21 protein-coding genes and 1 pseudogene are annotated in these 24,485 nt (G+C 53.5%); 16 read left to right on the forward strand and 6 right to left on the reverse strand.

All coding sequences use genetic code 11. The features are described from left to right. Positions 1-3: 3 nt before the first annotated feature. Together BN2154_RS10790 and trpE are read right to left on the reverse strand one after the other, a co-directional pair. The gene (locus BN2154_RS10790) at positions 4-570 is read right to left on the reverse strand and encodes an anthranilate synthase component II (RefSeq protein WP_050618786.1); all 567 of its coding nucleotides are present in this window, start codon (positions 568-570) and stop codon (positions 4-6) included. Next, the gene (trpE, locus tag BN2154_RS10795) at positions 567-2,042 is read right to left on the reverse strand and encodes an anthranilate synthase component I (protein WP_050618787.1); all 1,476 of its coding nucleotides are present in this window, start codon (positions 2,040-2,042) and stop codon (positions 567-569) included. The genes BN2154_RS10790 and trpE overlap by 4 nt, the downstream gene beginning before the upstream one ends. Before the next feature lie 713 nt (positions 2,043-2,755). Here trpE and BN2154_RS10800 point away from each other — a divergent pair. The 10 genes and pseudogenes from BN2154_RS10800 to BN2154_RS10840 all read left to right on the forward strand — a co-directional run bounded on the left by BN2154_RS10800 (position 2,756) and on the right by BN2154_RS10840 (position 14,567). Further along, positions 2,756-4,039, forward strand: coding sequence for an O-acetylhomoserine aminocarboxypropyltransferase/cysteine synthase family protein (locus BN2154_RS10800; RefSeq protein WP_050618788.1), 1,284 nt, complete (start codon positions 2,756-2,758; stop codon positions 4,037-4,039). Between the two features lie 224 nt (positions 4,040-4,263). Further along, entirely contained in the window at positions 4,264-5,196 is a 933-nt protein-coding gene (gene cysK / locus BN2154_RS10805) for a cysteine synthase A (protein WP_050618789.1), read from the forward strand. 1,227 nt (positions 5,197-6,423) lie between these two features. Then, the gene (locus BN2154_RS10810; protein WP_050618790.1) at positions 6,424-7,386 is read left to right on the forward strand and encodes a DUF6017 domain-containing protein; all 963 of its coding nucleotides are present in this window, start codon (positions 6,424-6,426) and stop codon (positions 7,384-7,386) included. Positions 7,387-7,422: 36 nt separating this feature from the next. Further along, the gene (locus BN2154_RS10815) at positions 7,423-7,896 is read left to right on the forward strand and encodes a PcfB family protein (protein ID WP_050618791.1); all 474 of its coding nucleotides are present in this window, start codon (positions 7,423-7,425) and stop codon (positions 7,894-7,896) included. Further along, positions 7,893-9,677, forward strand: coding sequence for a VirD4-like conjugal transfer protein, CD1115 family (locus BN2154_RS10820; RefSeq protein WP_050618792.1), 1,785 nt, complete (start codon positions 7,893-7,895; stop codon positions 9,675-9,677). The genes BN2154_RS10815 and BN2154_RS10820 overlap by 4 nt, the downstream gene beginning before the upstream one ends. A 64-nt stretch (positions 9,678-9,741) precedes the next feature. After that, positions 9,742-9,958: pseudogene (locus tag BN2154_RS15430) on the forward strand (Maff2 family mobile element protein). A gap of 70 nt (positions 9,959-10,028) precedes the next feature. After that, positions 10,029-10,892, forward strand: coding sequence for a VirB6/TrbL-like conjugal transfer protein, CD1112 family (locus BN2154_RS10825; protein ID WP_050618793.1), 864 nt, complete (start codon positions 10,029-10,031; stop codon positions 10,890-10,892). Positions 10,893-10,908: 16 nt separating this feature from the next. After that, positions 10,909-11,805, forward strand: coding sequence for a radical SAM protein (locus BN2154_RS10830; protein WP_195892341.1), 897 nt, complete (start codon positions 10,909-10,911; stop codon positions 11,803-11,805). A 1-nt stretch (position 11,806) separates the two neighbouring features. Beyond that, positions 11,807-12,199, forward strand: coding sequence for a PrgI family protein (locus BN2154_RS10835; protein ID WP_050618795.1), 393 nt, complete (start codon positions 11,807-11,809; stop codon positions 12,197-12,199). Then, positions 12,159-14,567, forward strand: a complete 2,409-nt coding sequence (locus BN2154_RS10840) for a VirB4-like conjugal transfer ATPase, CD1110 family (protein WP_050618796.1) — start codon at positions 12,159-12,161, stop codon at positions 14,565-14,567. The genes BN2154_RS10835 and BN2154_RS10840 overlap by 41 nt, the downstream gene beginning before the upstream one ends. Before the next feature lie 82 nt (positions 14,568-14,649). On the opposite strand, the gene BN2154_RS10845 is transcribed toward BN2154_RS10840, so the two are convergent. From BN2154_RS10845 to BN2154_RS15440, 4 genes are read right to left on the reverse strand one after another with little or no spacing between them, the layout of a single operon-like run. Further along, on the reverse strand, positions 14,650-15,696 hold the full coding sequence (locus BN2154_RS10845; protein ID WP_050618797.1) for a tyrosine-type recombinase/integrase: 1,047 nt from the start codon (positions 15,694-15,696) through the stop codon (positions 14,650-14,652). Continuing rightward, positions 15,683-16,327 carry a tyrosine-type recombinase/integrase gene (locus BN2154_RS10850; protein ID WP_094762479.1) on the reverse strand — a complete coding sequence of 215 codons (645 nt, stop codon included), beginning with the start codon at positions 16,325-16,327 and terminating at the stop codon, positions 15,683-15,685. Before BN2154_RS10850 ends, BN2154_RS10845 begins: the two co-directional genes overlap by 14 nt. A gap of 3 nt (positions 16,328-16,330) precedes the next feature. Continuing rightward, on the reverse strand, positions 16,331-16,618 hold the full coding sequence (locus tag BN2154_RS16085; RefSeq protein ID WP_094762480.1) for a hypothetical protein: 288 nt from the start codon (positions 16,616-16,618) through the stop codon (positions 16,331-16,333). Between the two features lie 46 nt (positions 16,619-16,664). Beyond that, positions 16,665-17,909, reverse strand: coding sequence for a tyrosine-type recombinase/integrase (locus BN2154_RS15440; RefSeq protein WP_094762481.1), 1,245 nt, complete (start codon positions 17,907-17,909; stop codon positions 16,665-16,667). A gap of 175 nt (positions 17,910-18,084) precedes the next feature. On the opposite strand from BN2154_RS15440, the gene BN2154_RS10860 reads away from it, so the two are divergent. The 6 genes from BN2154_RS10860 to BN2154_RS15445 are packed head-to-tail and all read left to right on the forward strand — an operon-like array spanning position 18,085 to position 24,468. After that, complete coding sequence (locus BN2154_RS10860; protein ID WP_050618800.1) at positions 18,085-19,041, forward strand: DNA-methyltransferase; 957 nt, start codon at positions 18,085-18,087, stop codon at positions 19,039-19,041. Positions 19,042-19,079: 38 nt separating this feature from the next. After that, on the forward strand, positions 19,080-21,005 hold the full coding sequence (locus BN2154_RS10865) for a C40 family peptidase (RefSeq protein ID WP_438819145.1): 1,926 nt from the start codon (positions 19,080-19,082) through the stop codon (positions 21,003-21,005). A gap of 20 nt (positions 21,006-21,025) precedes the next feature. Beyond that, positions 21,026-21,292, forward strand: coding sequence for a DUF4315 family protein (locus BN2154_RS10870; protein ID WP_021738981.1), 267 nt, complete (start codon positions 21,026-21,028; stop codon positions 21,290-21,292). Then, a complete protein-coding gene (locus BN2154_RS10875) occupies positions 21,282-22,031 on the forward strand; it encodes a DUF4366 domain-containing protein (RefSeq protein ID WP_050618802.1) in 750 nt (249 codons plus the stop codon). The genes BN2154_RS10870 and BN2154_RS10875 overlap by 11 nt, the downstream gene beginning before the upstream one ends. Next, a complete protein-coding gene (locus BN2154_RS10880; protein WP_050618803.1) occupies positions 22,028-24,103 on the forward strand; it encodes a type IA DNA topoisomerase in 2,076 nt (691 codons plus the stop codon). Before BN2154_RS10875 ends, BN2154_RS10880 begins: the two co-directional genes overlap by 4 nt. Next, a complete protein-coding gene (locus tag BN2154_RS15445; RefSeq protein ID WP_094762482.1) occupies positions 24,100-24,468 on the forward strand; it encodes a cysteine-rich VLP domain-containing protein in 369 nt (122 codons plus the stop codon). The genes BN2154_RS10880 and BN2154_RS15445 overlap by 4 nt, the downstream gene beginning before the upstream one ends. Positions 24,469-24,485 lie beyond the last annotated feature (17 nt).

The raw sequence follows: 24,485 nt of genomic DNA on the forward strand, positions 1-24,485 counted from the left end.
GGGTTATCCCTCCAAAAAATGTTTTAAAATGACGGCGCCCTGGGGCGTCAGAATGGATTCCGGGTGGAACTGCAGGCCGTAGACGGGAAACTTCCGGTGCCGGACCGCCATGACCTCCCCGTCCTCGGTACGGGCGGTGACCTGGAGGCAGGCCGGCAAGGTCTCCTCCACCGCGGCCAGGGAGTGGTAGCGGGCGGCGGGGATGGTCTCTGGCAGGTCCGTGAAGAGAGGACAGGTCCGGTCCAGTAGGATTCGGGACTGCTTGCCGTGCATAAGCTGCGCGGCGTAGGATACCGTGCCGCCAAAGGCCTCGCAGATGGCCTGATGGCCCAGGCAGACCCCCAGGATAGGCATCTCCCCCGCCAGCGCCGCGACCGCCCGCTCACAGATCCCCGCGTCCGCCGGGCGGCCGGGGCCGGGCGACAGGATCAAATGGTCGGGAGCAAGCGTGCGGATCTCCTCCACCGTCCGCTCGTCGTTGCGGATCACCTGGATGTCCGGCCGGATGCCGCCGATGAGCTGACAGAGGTTGTAGGAAAAACTGTCGTAATTGTCGATGAGCAGGATCATAGGTCTCTCTCCTCCCGGGCCAGCTCCAGGGCCTTCACCACGGCCCTGGCCTTGTTGATGCACTCCTGGTACTCCCTCTCCGGCACCGAGTCGGCCACGATGCCCGCTCCGGACCGGATGAACACCTTGCCGTTCTTGCGGAAGGCCAACCGGATGGCAATGCAGGTATCCAGATTACCGGTGAAATCCAGATATCCGACGGCTCCGCCATAGACTCCCCGCTTATTGTTCTCCAGCCTATTGATGATCTCCATGGCTCGCAGCTTGGGGGCGCCGGAGAGCGTTCCGGCGGGCAGGATGGCATCCACCGCGTCCACGGCGTCCCGGTCCGCCCGGAGCTGCCCCCGTACGGTGGAGCCGATGTGCATCACATGGGAGAAGCGCTGGATGGACAGGTACTTCTCCACCGCTACCGAGCCGAAGGCGCTGATTTTACCGATGTCGTTACGGCCCAAGTCCACCAGCATGTTGTGCTCCGCCAGCTCCTTTTCATCGCAGAGCAGCTCCGCCTCCAGAGCTTTGTCCTCCTCCGGTGTTTTTCCCCGCGGCCGGGTGCCCGCCAGGGGGAACGTTTGGAGCACCCCGTCCTCCAGCTTCACCAGGGTCTCGGGAGAGGCCCCGGCCAGCTCAATGTCGTCGCTGGTAAAGTAGAACATGTAGGGGGAGGGATTGGTGGTGCGCAGAATGCGGTAGGTATCCAGCAGGGAGCCCTCGAAGCCCGCCTCCAGGCGGTTGGAAAGGACCACCTGAAAGATATCCCCCTCCCGGATATGCCGCTTGGCCGTCTCCACCATGGCGCAGTAAGCATCCTGGTCGAAGAGCGGCCGGATGGGGGTCGTCATGCGCCCGGGCTGGCGGGGGATCGGCCTGCCCCGGCGGAGAAGCTGGACCATCCGCTCCAGTTGGGCGCAGGCAGCCGGATAGGAGCGGTCCAGGTCCTCCGCATCGGCATTGGCGATGAGCACCAGCTCCTGCCGGAAGTGGTCAAAGACCACCAGCTTTTCAAAGAGCATCAGATCCATGTCGTGGAAGCCCTCCTGGTCGTCGGCGTCCAGCTTCAGGGTGGGCTCGGCGTACTTGATGTAGTCGTAGGAAAAATAGCCCACCAGACCGCCGGTGAAGGGCGGCAGTCCCGGGACTCTTGGGCTCCTGTGCTCTGCCAGGAGCCGGCGTAGGACCCGGCCGGGATGGGCGGTCCCCTCCTCCCCGTTCCGGCTGCCCCTCAGCCGCAGCACCCCGTCGGTACAGGTGACCTCCAGCGTGGGTTCGTACCCCAGAAAGGAGTAGCGCCCCCAGCCCTCGCGGTCCGCGGCGGACTCCAGCAGAAAGCAGTGCCCGCTCTGTGCCCGCAGGACACGCAGGGCCTGGATCGGGGTGATAAAATCGGACAAGAGCACCCGGCTGACGGGGATTTTCCGGTAGGCTCCGGAGGCAGCGATGGCTCCGGCCTCCTTTAGGGACGGGTAATACATAAGCATGACCTCCTGCCGGGACGGGCCATAGGCAGAAAAAAACGCCCGTCCCTGACAAATTCTGTCAAGGACGAGCGTATGAATACACTCGCGGTGCCACCTTGATTCACGGCAAAAATGCCGTGCGCTTTGCGGGATACCAACATATCCCCGGCAACTGACGTATGCCCCCACGTCGCGAAATACTGGGTCGTTCGACCGTTCCTCGCGCCCTCCGTGATCCATTTGCCTGCCTGCGTTCTGCCCGGCTCTCAGCCGCCCGGACTCTCTGTGAGGGCACAACAGACGTTATCTCCACATCATCGGTTTCGTCTATGAAATTGCAAATATGATACCCCCGCGCCGCCCGGCTGTCAAGTCTTTTTTCCGCGCAAAACCACCCGCGCCCGGGGGAAAAGAAAAATTTGTAAGCCGCCCTTGACAACGCCATACTTGAGTGTTATTATACCTATAAACCAATCGAACATATAGGAATTAAAATGAGGGGAGTGTGAGGGGATGCGCCTCCAGTTTCAAACGCTGCTGAGGAGCAATTTCCGCTGTGGGCGAATGTTGTACTCCCGGGCTGACTCTATGGCCGGGCGCGGCAGCGCGCCCAGCGCCTGACTCCTTCCACGGGGCAGGTCGTGCCATATCCGGTCCGGGAGCGTTTACCGCGACCCGGATTATTCTTTTCCGGGCCCAAAAATAAAACAGAAAAAGAGGGATTTGCCATGAGCCGCTATCATTTTGAGACCCTTCAGCTCCATGTGGGACAGGAGCAGCCCGACCCCGCCACCGACGCCCGGGCGGTGCCCATCTATCAGACCACCTCCTACGTATTCCGCAACTCCGCCCACGCCGCCGCCCGCTTCGGCCTGGCCGACGCCGGTAACATCTACGGCCGCCTCACCAACTCCACCCAGGAGGTACTGGAAAAGCGCCTGGCCGCCCTGGAGGGCGGCGTGGCGGCCCTGGCCACCGCCTCCGGAGCGGCGGCCATCACCTACACCATTCAGGCCCTGGCCCAGGCCGGAGACCACATCGTGGCCCAAAAGACCATCTACGGCGGCAGTTACAATCTGCTGGCCCACACCCTGCCCCAGTTCGGCGTAACGACTACCTTTGTGGACGCCCACGATCTGGCGGCGTTGGAGGCCGCCATCCGTCCCAATACCAAGGCCGTCTATCTGGAGACCCTGGGCAACCCCAACAGCGATGTCCCCGACATCGACGCCATCGCAGCGCTCGCCCACCGGCACGGCCTGCCTCTGGTCATCGACAACACCTTCGGCACCCCCTATCTCATCCGGCCCATTGAGCACGGCGCCGACGTGGTAGTCCACTCCGCCACCAAGTTCATCGGCGGTCACGGCACCACCCTGGGCGGCGTTATCGTGGATTCCGGCCGGTTCGACTGGAAGGCATCCGACAAATACGCCCCCATCGCCGCGCCCAATCCCAGCTATCACGGCGTCAGCTTTGTGGATGCCGCCGGACCCGCCGCCTTTGTGACCTACATCCGGGCCATCCTCCTGCGGGACACCGGCGCCTCCATCTCCCCCTTCAACGCCTTTCTGCTGCTTCAAGGCGTGGAGACCCTCTCCCTGCGCCTGGAGCGCCACGCCGAGAACACGAGGAAGGTGGTGGCCTATCTGGCCCAGCACCCCCAGGTGGAGCGTGTGAACCATCCCTCTCTGCCGGACCACCCTGACCACGCACTGTACGAGCGGTATTTTCCCAACGGGGGCGCGTCCATCTTCACCTTTGAGATCCGGGGCGGCCAGGCTGAGGCTCACCGGTTCATCGACAGCCTGAAGATTTTCTCCCTGCTGGCCAATGTGGCCGACGTGAAGAGTCTGGTCATCCACCCCGCCACCACCACCCACTCCCAGCTCAGTCCCGAAGAGCTGGCGGATCAGGGCATCCGCCCCAACACCATCCGTCTGTCCATAGGCACCGAACACATCGACGACATCCTCGCCGACTTGGATCAGGCCTTCGCCGCGGTGCGATAAGGGCGAGAGCGTACCGCGGCCTTTTGAGGTGCTGTCCTCCGCGGAAAAAACCCAGATCCCCTCTTGACAATGGTTTGTGGGGGGCCTACGTTTCCTATAAACACACTTGAAAGGTTGGTATTTATGAACCACTATCGTCCGGGGTCCCGATGTTGCCTGTGCCGCCGCACCCGCATAGCGGAAAGGGGAAACACAATGAAAACATGGATTTGGAGGAATCGACTATGAGTCATATCTATACATCGGCCGACCAGTTGATCGGCAGGACCCCCCTGCTGGAGCTGGCCCATCTGGAGCAGAACGAAGCCCTGGAGGCCCGCATCCTGGGCAAGCTGGAATACTTCAACCCCGCCGGTTCGGTCAAGGACCGGATCGCCAAGGCCATGATCGACGAGGCGGAAGCCAAGGGGCAGCTTAAGCCCGGCTCCGTCATCATCGAGCCCACTTCCGGCAACACCGGCATCGGCTTGGCCTCTGTGGCGGCGGCCCGGGGCTACCGCATCCTCATCGTCATGCCGGAGACCATGAGCGTGGAGCGCCGCCAGTTGATGAAGGCCTACGGCGCGGAGCTGGTGCTCACCGACGGGGCCAAGGGCATGAAGGGCGCTATCGCCAAGGCCGAAGAGCTGGCTGGGGAGATCCCCGGCAGTTTTATTCCGGGCCAGTTCCGCAATCCGGCCAACCCCGCCACCCACACCGCCACTACCGGCCCGGAGATCTGGGAGGACACCGACGGCAAGGTGGATATCTTCGTGGCGGGCGTGGGCACCGGCGGCACCGTCACTGGGGGAGGCTGGTACCTAAAATCCCGGAACCCGGCGATCCGGGTCGTGGCGGTGGAGCCCGCCTCCTCCCCGGTCTTGAGTAAGGGCACGGCAGGCGCCCACAAGATTCAGGGCATCGGCGCGGGCTTCGTGCCGGACGTGCTGGACACGACGGTCTATGACGAGATCATCCCCGTGGAAAACGAGGACGCCTTTGCCACCGGGCGAAAAATCGGCCGGTCCGAGGGCGTGCTGGTGGGCATCTCCTCCGGTGCCGCCGTGTGGGCGGCCATTCAACTGGCCAAGCGGCCGGAAAACAAGGGAAAAACCATCGTCGCCCTCCTCCCGGACACTGGGGACCGTTATCTGTCCACCCCCCTTTTCGCGGACTGAAGGTTCCAGCGAGCCTCCGGCTCCGCAGCCGTGTAAGCAGGCCCGAAGCGCACCGGCATGGATAAAAAGAAGAGGCCCGGCTTTCGATCCAATCCTTCGAAAGCCGGGCCTTTTTTCCTTTCGCATCCTTTGTCAGAAGCAGGGCGGGATGCGGCGAAGCTTGGGCGAACACGGACGGAGCCAGCCTGCATAGAATGGACTGTGGCACAGCCACGCCTCTATTTTATGATGCATGCGATGCAAAAGGAGCGCTTATGAAACGATATTACGCTTCCGATTGGGAGCAGCGTCGTGAAAACGACGCAGCCGCATATCTGAGCAGCAGCGGGTGCTGTCCGCGGGGCCCCTTCTGCTGCTGCCCGCCCCCTTGTCCGCCTCTGATCGGTCCGACCGGGCCCACCGGACCGCAGGGCATCCCGGGGCCTGATGGCGCCACCGGCCCCACCGGTCCACAGGGCATTCCGGGGCCTGTCGGTGCGACAGGCGCCACGGGTGCCACCGGTCCTACCGGCCCCACCGGCGCGACGGGCGCCACCGGCCCCACCGGCCCCACCGGTAGGACCGGGTCCTACCGGCCCCACCGGTGCGACAGGCGCCACGGGCGCCACCGGTCCTACCGGCCCCACTGGCCCCACCGGCGCGACGGGCGCCACGGGCGCCACTGCTCCGTCAATATATGCACAACAAGGAAAATGCCGTAACCATGCGGCTTTCCGCTATCTTAAAGACAATTAAACAGCCCCTATGATTACACCTAAAACGCCGTAGCAAGGTTGGACAAGCCTTGATATGGCGTTTTTAAGTGGGTAGGGATATGCCGCCGCAGCTTGAAATAAGTTGTGGCGTTTTTTTATGCCCGCAGGAAAGGAGGCGCAGCCGGAATGTATTTCACAAAGGGTAAGCAGCGGGCGTTTGAACTGCTCATGCAGCAGAAGCCGGGATTTGACCGTTATCAATCCGGCTGTGCCGGAGATGATGAAGATTGCGGCACTTGCCGTTTCTACCGCCCCGGGTGGAAGTATGAGTTTTGCGTTTTCAAAGAGTGTCCCTACTGTCCCGGCAAGAGGACGCGGAAAACGCCCCCAGCATGGACAAATAGACGGGTAAAAACCCTTGTGTTATGCGGCTTTGCAGACGCGAAAACGGCAGAGGGCATATTGCAATACCAAAACCGCCGAAAACGGCTTTCTAATATTCCACGCAGACCAAGAGAGGAAGTGATGAAACATGGCAGTTTTCAGAGTGGAACGCAATACGGGATATACCGTTATGAGCAACCACCACTTGCGAAACAAGGAACTCACCTTAAAGGCAAAGGGCTTGCTTTCGCAAATGTTGTCCTTGCCGGAGGATTGGGACTATACCCTTGCGGGCTTATCCCATATCAACCGGGAGAAGATCGACGCAATCCGCGAAGCGGTAAAAGAACTTGAAAAAGCCGGGTATATCGTCCGCAGCCGGGAGCGCGACGAGAAAGGACGCTTGCGGGGCGCGGATTACGTCATATATGAGCAGCCACAGCCGCGAGAGCCGGAAGCAGCTACCAGCGACGAACAGCCTACCAGCGGCGAACAGCCGCCTATATTGGATTTACCTACATTGGAAAATCCAACATTGGATAATCCAACGTTGGAAAAACCTACGCAGGAAAAGCCTACGTTGGAAAATCCAACGCAATTAAATAAAGATATATCAAGTAATGAACAATCAATTACTGATTTATCAAGTACCCATTCCATTCCTTTCCATTCCCCAAACCCCTTGCCCTTTGCACAGGGCGAAGCGGCTACGCCGCCGGAAAGGAAAAGAACGGAAGCGAAAAGCAATAGCGCAGTAGAGATTTACAGGGAGATTATCAAGGACAATATCGAATACGACCATCTCATTCAAAACTGCAACATCGACGCAGACCGCCTAAATGAGATTGTTGACCTTATGCTGGAAACCGTCTGCACAGCCCGAAAGACAATCCGTATCGCCGGGGACGACTACCCCGCCGAACTGGTGAAATCCAAGTTTATGAAGCTGAACAGCAGCCATATTGAGTTTATTTTGGATTGCATGAAGGAAAACACAACCAAGGTGCGCAACATCAAGCAGTATCTAAAAGCGGTGCTGTTCAACGCGCCGAGTACCATTGACAGCTACTATACCGCCCTTGTCAATCACGACTTATACGGCGGCGAATGAGCATAGCCGCAGTTTACCGGGAAAGGAGTTGATACCTTGCAGGAAGAAGTAACCCAAAAAACGATTGCCCTATACGTCAAAGTGGGAAAAGGCGCGGCGCGGCTTACCGAGCAGGCGTTGCAGAAAGCAATCCAAAAGTTTTTGGAGCAGAAAAGCAAGCCCGCGCATGGGAAACAGACCATGCGGCAGCTTATGAAGCAGAACGCGGGCGTTTCCAACATCGAGATCACCGACGCGAATATCAAAGCCTTTGAAAGTACGGCGAAGAAATACAACATAGATTTTTCGCTGAAAAAGGTTAAGGGCGAACAGACCCGTTACCTTGTGTTTTTCAAAGGCCGGGACGCGGACGTTATGACCGCAGCGTTTCAAGAGTTTTCCGCAAAGAAGCTGAACCGGGATAAAAAGCCCTCTATCCGCAAAGCCCTTGCCGCTGCAAAGGACAAAGCAAAGCAGCTTAACGCCGCCCGCGACAAGGTAAAGAAAATGGACAGGGGGCGCGAGATATGAAGCAGATAAACTACAAAAAGCTGGTACTTCCGAATATCCCCTATGTGTTCTTTGTCTATCTCTTTGATAAAGTCGGACAGGCGGTGCGCCTTGCCCCCGGCGCGGATATTTCCGAAAAGATACTGAATATCACACAGGGATTTTCCGAAGCGTTTTCAAACGCCTTGCCGAGCGTCTACCCGCTGGATTTGCTTGTTGGCATTGTCGGCGCGGTGATTATCCGCTTGATTGTCTATGTCAAAGGGAAAAACGCGAAGAAATACCGCAAGGGCGCGGAGTACGGCAGCGCACGTTGGGGCAACGCCGAAGATATTAAGCCCTACATAGACCCGGAGTTTCAAAACAACATCATTTTGACGCAGACGGAACGGCTTACCATGAACAGCCGCCCGAAACAGCCGAAGTACGCGAGAAATAAAAATGTCGTCGTGATCGGCGGCAGCGGCAGCGGAAAAACAAGGTTTTTCGTCAAGCCTAATTTAATGCAGCTTCATTCCTCTTACGTCTTGACAGACCCGAAAGGCACCGTCCTAATCGAGTGCGGGAAGCTGCTGCAACGGGCGGGCTACCGCATTAAGGTACTGAATACGATTAACTTCAAAAAATCCATGCACTACAACCCCTTTGTGTATATCCGCAGCGAGAAAGATATTTTGAAGCTGGTAAACACGCTGATAGCGAATACCAAAGGTGAGGGCGAAAAAAGCGCGGAGGATTTTTGGGTAAAGGCAGAACGGCTTTTGTATTGTGCGTTGGTGGGATATATCTGGTACGAAGCCCCCGCAGAGGAAATGAACTTTATTACCCTGTTGGAACTTATCAACGCCAGTGAAGCACGCGAGGACGACGAGGAATATCAAAGCCCCGTCGATCTGCTCTTTGCCGACTTGGAGGAACGCGACCCCGACCATTTCGCGGTGAAGCAGTACCGAAAATATAAATTAGCGGCGGGCAAGACAGCAAAATCAATCCTCATTTCTTGCGGTGCGCGGCTTGCCCCCTTTGATATAAAGGAACTCCGCGATCTCATGTCCTACGACGAATTAGAACTTGATACGTTAGGCGACAGAAAGACCGCGCTTTTTCTCATAATGAGCGATACGGACAGCACATTTAATTTTGTTATCGCTATGCTGCAATCGCAGCTTTTCAATTTGCTTTGCGACAAGGCCGATGATGAATACGGCGGCAAACTGCCCGTCCATGTGCGGTGTCTGCTGGACGAGTTTGCCAACATCGGCCAAATCCCGCAGTTTGAAAAACTCATTGCTACAATCCGCAGCCGGGAAATCTCGGCTTCTATCATTCTGCAATCGCAGAGCCAGCTAAAAGCCATTTACAAGGACGCGGCAGAAATCATACTGGACAATGCCGACAGCACCTTGTTTTTGGGAGGGCGCGGGAAAAATGCAAAGGATATTTCGGAAAACTTGGGACGGGAAACAATCGACAGTTTCAACACTTCCGAAAATCGCGGCACGCAGGTTTCTCATGGCCTCAATTATCAAAAATTGGGAAAGGAGTTGATGACACAGGACGAAATCGCAGTTATGGACGGAGGAAAATGTATTTTGCAGTTGCGCGGTGTGCGTCCCTTTTTCAGCGACAAATACGATATAACGCAGCACCCGAACTACAAATACCTTTCCGACTTCGACAAGAAAAACGCTTTCGACGTTGAACGGTATATGTCTACCCGTCCGGCAATCGTAAAGCCGGACGAACCCTTTGACATATACGAAATAGATTTGTCCGACGAGGACGCAGCCGCCGAAACGTAACGGCGGCATTTTTATTTCCAACAACATTTTTTGAGCCGTTTTAGCGGCAGAAAGCGAGGTTTCTATGGAGTTTTTCAACAGCGCAGTTGACGTATTGCAGACTTTGGTAATCGCGCTTGGCGCAGGACTTGGCATTTGGGGCGGCATTAACCTCATGGAGGGCTACGGCAACGACAACCCAGGTGCAAAAAAGCCAGGGCATGAAGCAGTTGATGGCGGGCGGCGGCGTTGCCCTCATTGGACTTACCCTTGTCCCGCTGCTCTCCGGCCTGTTCGGATAATGCCACAAACTAACACTACCCACCGCGCCCTCTCGGAAACGGGAGGGCGCGGGAAAGGAGGGATTAGCTTTTGATATGGCAGATGATTGAAGATTGGTTCCGGGGCATATTGACAGACGGGATTTTATCAAACCTTTCCGGGCTGTTTGACAGCGTAAACACAGAGGTTGGCGAAATCGCGTCGCAAGTCGGCACGACCCCCGCCGGGTGGAACGCGGGCATATTCAATATGATACGCAGCCTTTCGGAAAACGTCATTGTGCCGATTGCGGGCGTTATCATTACCTTTGTCATGTGCTACGAACTAATCCAGCTTGTGATTGAGAAAAACAATCTGCACGATCTCGACACTTGGATTTTCTTCAAGTGGATTTTCAAAACCTTTGTCGCGGTGCTGCTGGTAACAAATACTTGGAACATCGTCATGGGTGTTTTCGATATTACGCAAAGCGTCGTCAACGACAGCGCGGGCGTTATCATATCCGACACAAGCATAGATATTGCAACCGTTATCACCGATATAGAAACAAAGCTGGAAGCTATGAGTGTCGGCGGGCTTTTGGGGCTATGGTTTCAATCCCTTTTTGTAGGGCTTACCATGAAAGCCCTCTCTATCTGCATTATGCTGGTTGTGTACGGGCGCATGATTGAAATATACCTTGTAACGAGTATCGCCCCTATCCCCGTTGCGACAATGGTAAATCACGAATGGGGCGGCATGGGGCAGAACTATTTGAAATCCTTGCTTGCCCTCGGTTTCCAAGCGTTTTTAATCCTTGTGTGCGTCGGCATTTACGCGGTTTTGATACAGACAATCGCAGCAACCGACGACATTTCCGGCGCGATCTGGTCTTGCATGGGCTATACCGTCCTCTTGTGCTTCACGCTTTTCAAGACGGGAAGCCTTGCAAAGAGCGTCTTTTCGGCGCATTAAGGGGGTGTGCTATGGTTTGAAAATCGGTTTAATCGACGTGGATAGCCATAATTTCCCCAACCTCTGCTTGATGAAGCTGTCCGCGTATCACAAAGCAAGGGGGCATAAAGTGGAATGGTGGAACGCAAAGGGGCGGTACGACCTTGTGTATAAAAGCCGCGTCTTTACCGACACCTACTCCAAAGACACGATAACCGTTACCAACGCGGAACAGGTTATTTTAGGCGGTACGGGCTACGATACGAAAAACCGCTTGCCGCCGGAGGTGGAACACAGCTACCCGGATTATGCAATCTACCCGCAGTTTTTCGGGATTGCCTACGGCTTTTTGAGCCGGGGCTGTCCGAGGAATTGCGGTTTTTGCATTGTCAGCGGCAAGGAGGGGCGCAAAAGCGTCAAGGTTGCGGATTTATCCGAGTTTTGGAAATGGCAGCCGGAAATCAAGCTAATGGACGCTAATCTGCTTGCCTGTCCCGACCATGAAAAACTCATTGAGCAGCTTATACAGAGCCGCGCATGGGTGGATTTTTCGCAAGGGCTGGATATTCGACTTATCAACAAGGACAATATCAGTTTGTTAAACCGCGTGAGGACAAAGGTGGTACACTTCGCATGGGACAACCCCAACGAGGACTTGACCGGGCATTTCCAGCGATTTTTGGACTTGACCGCCATTAAGAGCAGCCGCCAGCGGCGCGTGTATGTGCTTACCAACTACGGCAGCACCCATGAGCAGGATTTATACCGCGTGAACACCTTGCGGGCTATGGGCTTTGACCCTTATGTGATGATTTACGAGCGTCCAACCGCCCCGCCCGTTACCCGCCATTTGCAGCGGTGGGTAAACAACAAGCGGCTTTTCTATGCTGTTCCCCGTTTTGAAGATTATATTCCGAGCCGAAAGGAGATTTGAAATGGCGTATGTAACCGTCCCAAAGGATTTAACGAAAATCAAGAGCAAGGTAATGTTTAACCTTACCAAACGGCAGCTAATTTGTTTCGGCGCGGCGGTGGCTATCGGCTTACCGCTATTCTTTTTGACAAAGGACAGCGCGGGAACGACAACGGCGGCTTTGTGCATGGTGCTTGCCATGCTGCCTATGTTCCTACTCGCCATGTATGAGAAGAACGGGCAACCGCTGGAAGTGATTATACGGCAATTTGTGGAAGTGAAGTTTCTTCGCCCCAAAGAGCGACCTTATCAGACCAACAATTTTTATGCCGCCCTTGCGCGGCAGGAGCGATTAGATAAGGAGGTACGGGCGATTGTCAAAGGAAAAAGGAAAGACCCAAAACGAAAAGCGTAAACTTACGCGGCAGGAAAAGAAACAGATCGACGCGCTTATCCGGCAGGCAAAGGGCGACGGGAAGCCCCATACGGCGCAGGATAGCATACCGTTTGAGCGAATGTATAAGGACGGGATTTGCCGCCTTGCAAACGGGCGGTATTCCAAGTGCATTGAGTTTGAGGACATCAACTATCAGCTTGCGCAGCCGGACGATAAGACCGCCATTTTTGAAGCCCTTTGCGATATGTATAACTCGTTTGACGCTTCCATTGGCGTGCAGCTTTCCTTAATCAGCCGCCATGCGAACAAGGAGGATTTCAAGAGCAGTATCACGATTGCCCCGCAGAATGACGACTTTGACAGTATCAGAGCCGAATATACCGAAATGCTGCAAACGCAGCTTGAACGGGGCAACAACGGGCTTATCAAGACAAAGTTTCTCACCTTTACCATTGAAGCAAAGGATATTAAATCGGCGCGGGCGCGGCTTGCCCGTATCGAAACGGACACCCTCAACCATTTTAAGGTGATGGGCGCGGCGGCGCGGGTGCTGGACGGGAAGCAGCGTCTTGAAGTGCTGCATGGGCTGTTCCACCCGGACGGGGAACGCTTCAACTTTGCATGGGAATGGCTACCCGCAAGCGGCCTATCCGTCAAGGATTTTATCGCCCCGTCCTCTTTCCGCTTTGGCGACGGGCGTATGTTCCAAATGGGCGGCAAGTTTGGCGCGGTTTCCTTTTTGCAGATTGCCGCGCCGGAACTTTCAGACCGTATGCTTGCCGACTTTATGGAAGCGGAAAACGGGATTGTCGTCAATCTGCACATTCAGAGTATCGACCACAACGAAGCGATCAAGACCATTAAGCGCAAGATAACCGACCTTGACCGTATGAAAATCGAGGAACAGAAAAAGGCAATCCGCAGCGGCTACGACATGGATATAATCCCGTCCGACCTTGCCACCTATGGCGGCGAAGCGAAAAACCTTTTGCGGGATTTGCAGAGCCGGAACGAGCGAATGTTTTTACTTACCTTGCTTGTGCTGAATATCGCGGACACCAAGCAGAAATTGGATAACGACGTATTTCAGGCCGCAAGTATCGCGCAGAAATATAACTGTATGCTCACCCGCCTTGACTACCGGCAGGAACAGGGGCTTATGTCCTCTATCCCGTTGGGGGAAAACTTAATCCATATCCAGCGGGGCTTGACGACTTCCAGCACCGCTATTTTCGTCCCCTTTACGGTACAAGAGCTGTTCCAAAGCGGCGAAGCGTTGTATTACGGCTTAAACGCCCTTTCCAACAACATGATTTTGTGCGACAGGAAACGGCTGAAAAACCCTAACGGCTTGATACTCGGCACACCGGGAAGCGGAAAGAGTTTTTCGGCAAAGCGCGAGATCACCAATGCTTTCCTTATCACGCAGGACGACATAATCATTTGCGACCCCGAAGCCGAATATTACCCCCTTGTGGAACGGCTGAAAGGACAGGTTATCAAGGTTTCGCAGAACAGCACACAGTACATCAACCCGATGGATATTAACCTCAATTACAGCGAGGGCGACACGCCCATAGCCTTAAAGAGCGATTTTATCCTTTCCTTTTGCGAACTCATTATGGGCGGCAAAAACGGGCTGGAAGCCGTTGAAAAGACCTTGATTGACCGCGCTGTTATCAGCGTGTACCGCAGCTACCTTGCAGACCCGAAGCCGGAAAATATGCCGGTTTTGGGCGACCTCTACAATGAGATTAGGAAGCAGCCGGAAAAGGAAGCGCAGCGTATCGCGTCGGCATTGGAACTGTATGTAAACGGCAGCTTGAACCTGTTTAACCACCGCACAAACGTTGACATTCACAACCGCCTTGTCTGCTTTGACATTAAGGAACTCGGTACCCAGCTTAAAAAAGTCGGTATGCTCATTATCCAAGACCAGGTGTGGAACCGCGTAACGCTCAACCGCAGCGAGGGCAAGGCGACGCGGTACTACATCGACGAGTTTCATTTGCTCTTGAAGGAGGAACAGACCGCCGCCTATTCCGTCGAGATTTGGAAGCGTTTTCGGAAATGGGGCGGTATTCCGACAGGTATCACGCAGAACGTCAAAGACCTTTTGACGAGTAGAGAAGTTTCAAACGTTTTTGAAAACAGCGATTTTGTGTATATGCTCAACCAAGCGCAGGGCGACCGGGAAATCCTTGCAAAGCAGCTTAACATTTCGCAGCAGCAAATGACCTATGTAACCCATTCCGACGCAGGCGAGGGGCTTATTTTCTACGGCAACGTGATTTTGCCCTTTATTGACCGTTTCCCGCAGGACACAGAACTCTATCGCGTGATGACGACGAAGTTATCCGAGATCTCAGATAATTTGGTTTATTAAAGAACTATTGTTATTCGAGAAGAATTGAAACCCCGTTGTGACATGGGGTTTCTCAGCATTCTTCTCGAATAACGAAATATCATCACCGCAAGAACTCAGGGATGGAGTCCTTTGTCGGCGGCAATGTTGCTTCATTGGGTTTGTTTTTGGAAAACCATTTTTCATTCCATTCCTCCATTGAACGATCTACGGTCTGCTGTGAAATTTCTACATAAATCTGCGTTGTTTGTATCGACGCATGACCAAGTATATTTTTAACAATAGCTACGGGCACACCGGCTTCAATCAAATGTGTGGCTGTTGTATGCCGCATAACATGGGGTGTATACGGCCCATTGCAGAATTTATCCGGATGTGCGGCTTTAGCTTTTGTAATATATTTTGTAAAAATTTCCTCAACAGCCGGAACCGACAAGTACTCATTCCTCTGGCTGAAAAAGACGTGTCGATTTGGTTGGTTACTTATTTTTCTGTAGTTAATGTATTGGTTCAACAGTCGAGTAGCATCAGCGGTTATTTTTACCCGCCTTGTTTTCTCACCCTTGCCAGTAAGAGTAAGAATTGCATTTCCTTTTTCATCATGTGTAATGTTTTTTACTGTCAGATCACATATTTCCTGCGCTCTTGCTCCACTGGAATACATTACAGATAGCAGAACCAAATCACGCAATCCAAGTATTTCTGTGGTATCTGGAAGGCTCAGGAGGATTGCTATTTCTTCACGGGTAAAGGAGCTGCGTTGCTTTCCCTTCACTCTACGGAAGGATTTCTTAGCAATCCGTGCCAAACTGCTGTGGAAAATATATCCTGCTTCAAAATTTCTGTTCTGAGCATATTCCGCAAAAGAGGCCAATGCGCCCATTCGCTGCTTTGCTGTAGTTCGGCCATTCTTCCGGACCGATATTAACCAGTCAAAAAAGTTAGTGAGCAGATCGAAATTCAGCATTTCAAATGTAACGTGCCCTGTCTCTATATCTGTCTCCTCATTCAGATACTGGAATAGCAGCCGGAATGCACATTTATAAGATGAAATGGTATTTGGGCTGGCATTCATGGAGATGGGAAGGTATTCTGTGAAAAACTTTCCGAGGAGACTCAGAAATTCAAATTCGGCATTACTCCTCCGCATATGGCACCTCCACGAACGGAATCAATCCATCTGTAAATACTTCAAAGGCATCCAACGATTCAGGAACCTGCACACCAGAAAAACGCATATATTTATCGGTGTCGATAAGACATTCATGCCCAAGATATGTTGGCAAAAGCAGGTCATTCAAATCAACGGGATGTCCAGCGGCTTCAAGTTGCTGCATCGACTTTAGAACAAACAAATGGCGGAAGCAGTGAATACACGCACTACGCTCGTTTTTAGGCTTGTTTCTTTGGTCAATATTGGCAAGTCGGAGAATTTCAGAAAACCATGTATCCATTTGCCGTGAGGTAAAATGGTGTTCGGGTTTTCTGCCCGGAAACAGATATGCGTCAGGCTTATCCATGATTCCCAGAGCAAGACAATACTGTTCCAAGATCTCCATCAATGATTCATGGGCAGGAATCAAGCGCTCCTTTGAGAATTTTGTTTTACGCAGAAATATTGTACCAGCCTTAAAATCCACATCTTTTCTCTGTAATGCCATAGTCTCGCCCAATCTTGTTCCGCATCCATAAAGAATGCGAATGGCCATTGGTACTTTCAGATGCAGAAAATCACTGCATTCATTGGGACGCTTTGGCATAAGATTATCGGCGTAGTGCATGATTTACAGAAGCTCTTCATCCGAGTAAATGTACGGAATATAGTCGGATTTCACTTTGGGAAGCTGCGGCAGAAAAGAACTGTGACCCAGAGTGTTCAAATATTTTGCGAACCCTCTGGCGACTGCTACTTTCTCCTTTACTGTTTTGCTTTTTCCTGTGAGTGTTAAGATCCACGAATCAAGGATATCTTCGCTTAATTCCTTACCGCAAAAGTCATGCGTAAGAAGGTGCTGGTCCAGTAACCGTAATACACTCTTTTCGTGCGAAACAGTACTTTCGGATACGCTCATTTTTCTGAGTTCCAGAAAAGATACCATTTCCTGGGCAAGAGAACTGTTAAACACGGTCTTCACCTGCCTTCCACGAAAGTAATTGCGCAAAAGATCCGCTTGGCTCCGGTACAGGGAGAGGGCAAAGCCGCATGCTTTCAACATCAATTTTGGCGTAGTGCTTAAGGGCGTGTTTTGTACCATGCCCCAAAACCCTTCGGACAACCTCTGTTGAAACCCTGTCGTTAATCATGTTGCTCGCAATGGAAGATCTGAAAGCACGGCTTCCATGCCTCCTGTCTGCAACCGCAACGTCAGATTTACCGAATAAATCCCAAACCATTGTATTTATCGCAAAGCTATCAATCGGTTTATATGGAATCATTAGGGTAATGAATATCTGCGAACAGCCAGGAACATGGGGCCTAACATTTTGGATATAATCTTGTAATGCAGCTTTTACCTCTGGAAACAATTCACTTTCCCATGGATCACCTGTTTTCTGCTGCGTAAAATGGATTCTGTTGTTTTGGAAATCTATATTTTCAAAAGACAGTGCAGCTATATCACAGGCCCGAATTCCATATCGGGATAGCAGCAGGATGATTGCAAAATTTCTAATTCCCGAGGGAGAATTTCGGTCTACCGAATCCTCGACAACAGAAATTTCTTCTGGTGAATACACTGTTGGATGCGGTGTATGGCTCCTCCTGTGGAGGATGAGCTTTGAATAATCCTGTGCCAAGAACCTAGATTCAAAGAGGAACCTTAAAAAGGGACCGATGCGATCCCAGTATCGGGAAAACCCCAGTTTTAGGAAAGCGGACTGTATTAGCTCTCCGCTGGCATCCTCAATTTTTGTGCATCCAAGTTCAGCCAGATTCTGCATGAATTTTCCGCAAATCCACTGCCGATAATGAATTGTTGTCTCTTTATTCCCATTTTTGCGGCAATGATCAATATACGCATTTAGGGAATCGCTGAGACCATCCGGGATATTCATGGGAGATGTTCGTTCTCCCCATAGGGCAGTTCTCCCATCTAACCCCTGATACAGACGATTCAGTTTGCGTACAATGACTTTTGCTCTGGTAACGCGGGAAGCACATACTTGAAGATCCTGCTCGCAATATCGAACAAAGCAATCCCCAATTTCTGGGGTATAGTTTTCCAACGAATGTGCAGCCATGAAATCTGCAAAAGCACTCAGGATGAACTCCATGTCTCTGACTGTGCTTTTGCTGTAAGATTCTGTGTCCAGCAACAAACGCAAATGAGCTGACAAATCGTAAAAATTATGCTGTTTTTCCATTAAAAAACCTCCTGTAAATTTGGCGTTGGGTCGACACAACACCAGTATACAGGAGTTTTTTCATTACACATTGTTATTCAAGAAGAATGCAAAAAACTGTTGATTCTGAAAGGGGGTATTCAACTCTTTGAATAACGTAACTCATTTAATAAACCAAGCCCGGCGAGGTGTCGGCATGAGGATAGAAACGGATAAAATCTATTGCGGCGACAGCTTGCAGGTGCTTCAAACCTTGCCGGAAAACTGTATTGACTGTTGCGTAACGTCCCCGCCCTACTACGGCTTGCGGGACTACGGCGCAGACGGGCAGATCGGGCGGGAAGCAACGCCGGAGGAATACGTTTCCCGCATTACGGCGGTTTTCCATGAGGTAAAGCGGGTGCTTACGCCGGAGGGCACTTGTTGGCTGAATATCGCGGACACTTATTGCGGCACAGGCAGCAAGGCCGGCCACCAAGACCCGAAATACCCCAAAGGCAGGAACGGGCAGCAAGTGGCGGTAAACCACCGCGCCCCCGGCTGCAAGCCCAAAGACCTAATCGGTGTTCCGTGGCTTGTAGCCCTTGCCTTGCGGGGCGACGGTTGGTATTTGCGCAGTTCTATCATCTGGTACAAAACAAACCCCATGCCGGAAAGCTGTAAAGACCGTCCGACCCGCTGCTATGAGTATGTGTTTCTACTCACCAAATCGAAGAAATATTACTACGATTGGCAAGCAGTAGCCGAGCCGATAGCCCCCGCAACGGCGGGGCGGCTGAAAAGCGGCGTTGGCAAAGGCAACAAATACAGCGTTACTGTTCCGGGGCAGAACCAGCCGCAGAAAATCAACCGCCCCCGCGAAAAGGGCGCATACGCCGACGAGATGATTTCCCCCGTCCGCAGCCGCCGCAACGTTTGGCAGATCAACAACGTTGCCTATCGCGGCGGGCATTTCGCGGCATACCCGCCCAAACTTGCGGAAACGTGCATTTTGGCGGGCTGTCCCGTGGGCGGGATTGTCCTTGACCCCTTTTTAGGCAGCGGCACCACCGCAGCGGCGGCAAAGCACCTTTCCCGCCGCTATATCGGCATTGAGTTAAACCCCGAATACTGCACCCTTGCAAAACAGCGGATTGGAGGTGATGAAGATTGAACAAGGAACTGAAAGCCCCGGACAAGGTAACGCAGAAAATGACCCGCGACGGGGCGGTTGCGGAAAACCTTACGACGGGCGAAACAACGAGTATCAGCGAAAGGCCGCAGGAGGAAAACTATTCCCAAGCCCCTACCGCAGCGGCAGAAAAGGCTGTTGACCGTATCGGCGCAGAGGTTGAACGGCAAGCGGCAAAGGGCGCAGAGAAAAAAGCCCTTGACGCGGCGCAGCTAAAGACCCATACTTCCCGCTTGCAGTTTTCCGAAGCGGAACGGGCAACGCCGGAATTGCAGAAAGCTATCCGTAAATCCGAGAAAGCGGCAGACCGTTTAGACGCGGCGCGGGCGGCTATCCCCAAGCAGACCAAAATCAAGAAAGAGCGCGTTTTTGACGAAGCGAAAGGCAAGGCAAAGACGCGCCTTTCCTTTGAAAAGACCGATAAGCCCCCAAACGGCAAGTTGCGTCATAACCCCTTATCCCGTCCGGCGCAGGAGTTAAACAGCACCGTACATGGGAAAATCTACGAGGTAGAGAAAGAAAACGTCGGTGTGGAAAGCGGGCACCGGGTAGAACTTGCGGGCGAGAAAGCGGGCGGCATGGCGGCGCGGACGGTAAAACGCGGCATACGCAGCCACAAGCTGAAACCCTACCGGGCAGCGGCGGCAGCCGAGAGAAAGGCGGTAAAGGCAAACGCCGATTTCCTCTATCAAAAGGCGCTGCACGATAACCCCGCCCTTGCGCACTCCAACCCGATTTCCCGTTTTTGGCAAAAGCAACGCATTAAAAAGCAGTATGCAAAGGCGTTGAAAACAGGCGGCAAGGTGAAAAAGACCGCCGAAGCCACCGCAAAGGCGGCGAAGAAAACGGCGCAGGAAACCAAACGGGCGACGTTCTTTGTCGTCCGGCATTGGAAAGGCTGTTTGATTGTGGGCGGGATTGCCTTTATCGTGCTGCTGCTTTTCGGCGGCTTGTCCTCTTGCTCTCTGTTCGGCGGCAACAGCGGCAGCGGCTTGATTGCGTCGTCCTATCTCTCCGAGGACGCGGATATTACAGGCGCAGAAAGCGCGTATGCCGCTATGGAAGCAGAGTTACAAGATATGCTGGACAACATCGAGCGCGAATACCCCGGCTACGACGAATACCGGGTGAACGCGGACGAGATCGAGCATGACCCTTATGTGCTAATCTCTATCCTCTCCGCTTGGCATGAGGGCGTGTTTACTCTCGATGAAGCGCAAAGCACCCTTGAAATGCTCTTTGATAAACAGTATATCTTGACGGTTACGGAGGAAGTCGAGGTACGCTACCGCACCGAAACGCGGACGGACAGCGAGGGCAACGAGTACGACGTTGAAGTACCCTATAACTATTACATTCTTCATGTGGATTTGGAAAACTTCAACCTTTCCCATGTCCCCGTTTACATTATGGGCGAGGAACAGCTATCCATGTACGCTATGTATATGTCGTCGCTTGGAAACCGACCCGACCTTTTCCCGCAATCCGGCTATATCTCAAAATACTATGAACACCCGCCAGCAGATTATGAAATCCCGCCCGCCTATCTGGAAGATGAACAGTTTGCGCGGCTCATTGAGGAAGCGGAAAAGTACGTCGGCTTTCCCTATGTGTGGGGCGGCAGCAGCCCGGAAACCTCTTTTGATTGCAGCGGTTTTGTTAGCTATGTGCTGACGAACAGCGGCTTATACAATACGGGCAGACTTGGGGCGCAGGGGCTTTACAACATTTCAACCCGCGTTTCCAACCCGCAGCCGGGGGATTTGGTTTTCTTTACGGGTACATACGACACGCCGGGGGTATCTCATGTGGGTATCTATGTTGGCGAGGACGGGGACGGAAGCCCCGTCATGCTGCATTGTGGCGACCCGATACAATACGCAAAACTTGATACAAGCTATTGGCAATCCCATTTTTACGCCTATGGGCGGCTACATTACAACTGACTTTGAAAGGAGTTTATTTTATGGCAAATACGAAACTTGACCGTATCGAAAGGGATATTGAGAAAACGAGGGCGAAAATCCTTGAACAGCAAAAGAAGCTGAAAGACCTTGAAGCGCAGAAAACCGAGGAAGAAAACGCGCAGATCGTGCAAATGGTAAAGGCGGTACACCTTGACGGGACGCAGCTTGCCGCGTTCCTTTCCGCTTACGCCAGCGGCGAAATCACCTTGCCGCAGCCGGAAGCGGCCTACCCTACCGAACAGGAGGACAGCGACGATGAAGAATAAAAATCTAATCCGAACGTTTACCGTACTGCTTGCCGCGCTGGTTGTCATGTGCGGCTTTTCTGTTACCGCATACGCGGGCGGCGGCGATGAAAGCGACTTGCCGCCTACCCCCGTAACCGAGGAAACGCCCGCGCCGGAAACCGAGCCGGAGGAAACGACGGGCGGCTATGAGCCGCAGCCCCTTACCCCTGACGGGAATATGTCCCTTGTGGACGATATTTCGGGGGAAGCGTCCGGCGACAAGCAGTTTATCACCGTCGTTACCAAAAGCGGCAACTATTTTTACATCATCATTGACCGCGCCGAGGACGGGGAAAACACCGTCCATTTCCTTAACCAGGTGGACGAAGCGGATTTAACCGCCCTTATGGAGGACGGGCAGACCGAAGCCCCCGTTTGTAGCTGCACCGAAAAATGTATTGCCGGAAGCGTCAACACCGATTGCCCGGTTTGCAGCGTCAACATGGGCGAGTGCGCAGGTGTGGAAGCCGAGCCGGAGCCGGAAGAAACCGAGCAGCCGCAGGAGGAAGAAAAAGGCGGCGGCATGGGTATTCTGCTTGTCGTGCTGCTTGTTGCCGCAGCGGGCGGCGGCGCGTTCTACTACTTTAAGATTTTGAAGCCCAAAAAGGACGCGGCAAAAGGCGGCAGCAGCCTTGACGACCTTGATTTTGACGAGGACGACGAGGAAACGGAAGAAGTCGAAACCGAACAGACCGAGCAGGAGGACGAACATCTATGAAACTTGTAATTGCAGAAAAACCGAGCGTCGGGGCGGCGATTGCCGCCGTACTTGGCGCGGCTGAAAAGCGCAGCGGATATTTTGAGGGCAGCGGCTACCTTGTGTCGTGGTGTATCGGGCATTTGATTAGCCTTGCGGACGCGGCCACCTACAACGAGCAGTACCGAAAATGGAAGTATGACGATCTCCCCATTGTCCCGCAGGAGTGGCAGTTTGTTATTGCCAGCGGCAAGGAGCAGCAGTTTTCCATTCTCAAAGACCTTATGCACCGCAGCGACGTTACCGAGATTGTCAACGCTTGCGACAGCGGGCGCGAGGGGGAACTCATTTTCCGCTTTGTCTATGAACAGGCAAATTGCAAAAAGCCCTTTTCCCGCCTTTGGATTAGCAGCATGGAGGAAAGCGCAATCCGCGAGGGCTTTTCAAACCTCAAAGACGGGCGCGGCTATGATAACCTCTATCAATCCGCGCTTTGCAGAGCAAAGGCCGATTGGCTCATTGGCATTAACGCGACCCGCCTTTTCTCTATCCTCTATCACAAAACGCTGAATGTCGGCAGAGTGCAAACGCCCACCCTTGCTATGCTGGTAAACCGCGACTATGCGATTAGCAGCTTTAAGAAAGAGAAATATCATGTCGTCCGGCTGGACGTTGGCGGCGTTGCCGCCCTTTCACAGCGGCAGGACGACGAAGCAGCGGCGCGGCAGATGAAAGCGGCTTGCGAGAAATCGCAGGCCGTTTGTACTTCCCTCAAAAAAGAGAAAAAGACCGCAGCCCCGCCGAAATTATTTGACCTTACTTCCTTGCAACGGGAAGCAAACCGCCTGTATGGGTTTACGGCGAAACAGACCCTTGACTATGCGCAAGCCCTCTATGAAAAGCGGCTTTTGACCTATCCCCGCACCGACAGCAAATATATCACTTCCGATATGGAGGGCAGCACAAAGGAACTCATTACCGGGCTTTGTTCTCTGCTTCCCTTTATGCAGGGCGTGAAGCTGCAAGCCGACCTTACAGGGATTTGCGACAACAGCAAAGTAACCGACCATCACGCCATTTTGCCGACAGCGGAGTTTTTGAAAAACGGTTTTGCGCCCCTTGCCGAGAGCGAGAAAAAGCTAATGACCCTTGTATGCGCGAAACTGCTTTGCGCCGTTGCCGCGCCCTATAAGTATGAAGCAGTTACGGCGGTTTTCACTTGCGGCGGCTATGCCTTTACCGCAAAGGGCAAAACGACGCTTTGCGAGGGTTGGCGCGAGATTGAAAGGCTATCCCGCGCCGCGTCCGGGGAACAGGACGAGGACGCAGAGCCGGAAGCGGTTTTGCCCCCTCTTACCGAGGGACAGACCTTTGACAATCCGACAGCGGAGATCTCCGAGCGTTACACGCAGCCCCCAAAGGCATTTACCGAAGATACGTTGCTTTCGGCTATGGAGAGCGCGGGCAAGGAGGAAACGCCGGAGGACGCGGAGCGCAAGGGATTAGGCACCACCGCGACGCGGGCGGGTATCATTGAAAAACTCATTTCAGCGGGCTTTGCCGAGCGCAAGGGCAAGAAGCTAATCCCCACAAAGGACGGGTATAACCTTGTCGCCATTCTGCCCGAAAGCCTTACGTCCCCGCAGCTTACGGCAGAATGGGAAACGCGCCTTACCGGGATTGCAAAGGGCAGCGACAGCCCGGACGATTTCATGCGCGGGATTGAGGAAATGACAGCGGGGCTTGTCAAAACCTATTCCGCGATTTCCGAGGATAAAGCGAAGCTGTTTACCCCGCAGCGGGAAGCAATCGGCACTTGTCCCCGTTGCGGCGCGACGGTTTACGAAGGCAAGAAAAACTTTTATTGTTCCGACAGGGCTTGCAGCTTTGTGATGTGGAAGAATGACCGCTTTTTTGAGCAGCGCAAAAAGGCTTTCACGAAGGCGATTGCCGCCGCCCTTTTGAAAGACGGAAAGGTAAAAATCAAGGGTATGTACTCCACCAAGACAGGAAAGACCTTTGACGGCGTTGTGCTGCTTGCCGACACAGGCGGCAAGTATGTAAACTTCCGCGTCGAGCAGAACCGAAAATGATTAGGCTTGATGAAAAGCAATACCGCGCCGTAAAGAAAATGACCCGCGCCGCTTGTGCAAACAACGATTGCGGGAATTGTCTGCTGCTGGACGACGGGGAAACTTGCGTTTGTGTGCAGAGTATCAGCTATTCGCTGCTATGCCGTTATTTCCGCGAAGCGGTATTACCCGCCGACAGGCAGCTATGCGAACAGATCACCCGCAGCGGGGAAACCGATTTGAAGCGTTGCGCGGTATGCGGCAGCACGTTTGCAGCGGGCAGCAACCGGGCGAAATACTGCCCCGATTGCGCGGTAAAGATACGCCGCAGACAGAAAGCCCAAAGCGAGAGAAACAGGCGTTTGCGGAGTAAAACAACTACATAGCAAGCACAGCAAACGAG

Origin of the sequence: Intestinimonas massiliensis (ex Afouda et al. 2020), from assembly GCF_001244995.1 — a bacterium.
Classification (GTDB): Bacteria; Bacillota; Clostridia; order Oscillospirales; family Oscillospiraceae; genus Intestinimonas; species Intestinimonas massiliensis.

Excerpts from the sequence above, each read along its gene's own strand:
- BN2154_RS10790 (WP_050618786.1), bottom strand. The coding sequence starts at position 570 with ATGATCCTGCTCATCGACAATTACGACAGTTTTTCCTACAACCTCTGT.
- trpE (WP_050618787.1), bottom strand. The coding sequence starts at position 2,042 with ATGTATTACCCGTCCCTAAAGGAGGCCGGAGCCATCGCTGCCTCCGGA.
- BN2154_RS10800 (WP_050618788.1), top strand. The coding sequence starts at position 2,756 with ATGAGCCGCTATCATTTTGAGACCCTTCAGCTCCATGTGGGACAGGAG.
- cysK (WP_050618789.1), top strand. The coding sequence starts at position 4,264 with ATGAGTCATATCTATACATCGGCCGACCAGTTGATCGGCAGGACCCCC.
- BN2154_RS10810 (WP_050618790.1), top strand. The coding sequence starts at position 6,424 with ATGGCAGTTTTCAGAGTGGAACGCAATACGGGATATACCGTTATGAGC.
- BN2154_RS10820 (WP_050618792.1), top strand. The coding sequence starts at position 7,893 with ATGAAGCAGATAAACTACAAAAAGCTGGTACTTCCGAATATCCCCTAT.
- BN2154_RS10835 (WP_050618795.1), top strand. The coding sequence starts at position 11,807 with ATGGCGTATGTAACCGTCCCAAAGGATTTAACGAAAATCAAGAGCAAG.
- BN2154_RS10845 (WP_050618797.1), bottom strand. The coding sequence starts at position 15,696 with ATGCGGAGGAGTAATGCCGAATTTGAATTTCTGAGTCTCCTCGGAAAG.
- BN2154_RS10850 (WP_094762479.1), bottom strand. The coding sequence starts at position 16,327 with ATGCACTACGCCGATAATCTTATGCCAAAGCGTCCCAATGAATGCAGT.
- BN2154_RS16085 (WP_094762480.1), bottom strand. The coding sequence starts at position 16,618 with ATGAGCGTATCCGAAAGTACTGTTTCGCACGAAAAGAGTGTATTACGG.
- BN2154_RS15440 (WP_094762481.1), bottom strand. The coding sequence starts at position 17,909 with ATGGAAAAACAGCATAATTTTTACGATTTGTCAGCTCATTTGCGTTTG.
- BN2154_RS10860 (WP_050618800.1), top strand. The coding sequence starts at position 18,085 with ATGAGGATAGAAACGGATAAAATCTATTGCGGCGACAGCTTGCAGGTG.
- BN2154_RS10865 (WP_438819145.1), top strand. The coding sequence starts at position 19,080 with ATGACCCGCGACGGGGCGGTTGCGGAAAACCTTACGACGGGCGAAACA.
- BN2154_RS10870 (WP_021738981.1), top strand. The coding sequence starts at position 21,026 with ATGGCAAATACGAAACTTGACCGTATCGAAAGGGATATTGAGAAAACG.
- BN2154_RS10875 (WP_050618802.1), top strand. The coding sequence starts at position 21,282 with ATGAAGAATAAAAATCTAATCCGAACGTTTACCGTACTGCTTGCCGCG.
- BN2154_RS10880 (WP_050618803.1), top strand. The coding sequence starts at position 22,028 with ATGAAACTTGTAATTGCAGAAAAACCGAGCGTCGGGGCGGCGATTGCC.
- BN2154_RS15445 (WP_094762482.1), top strand. The coding sequence starts at position 24,100 with ATGATTAGGCTTGATGAAAAGCAATACCGCGCCGTAAAGAAAATGACC.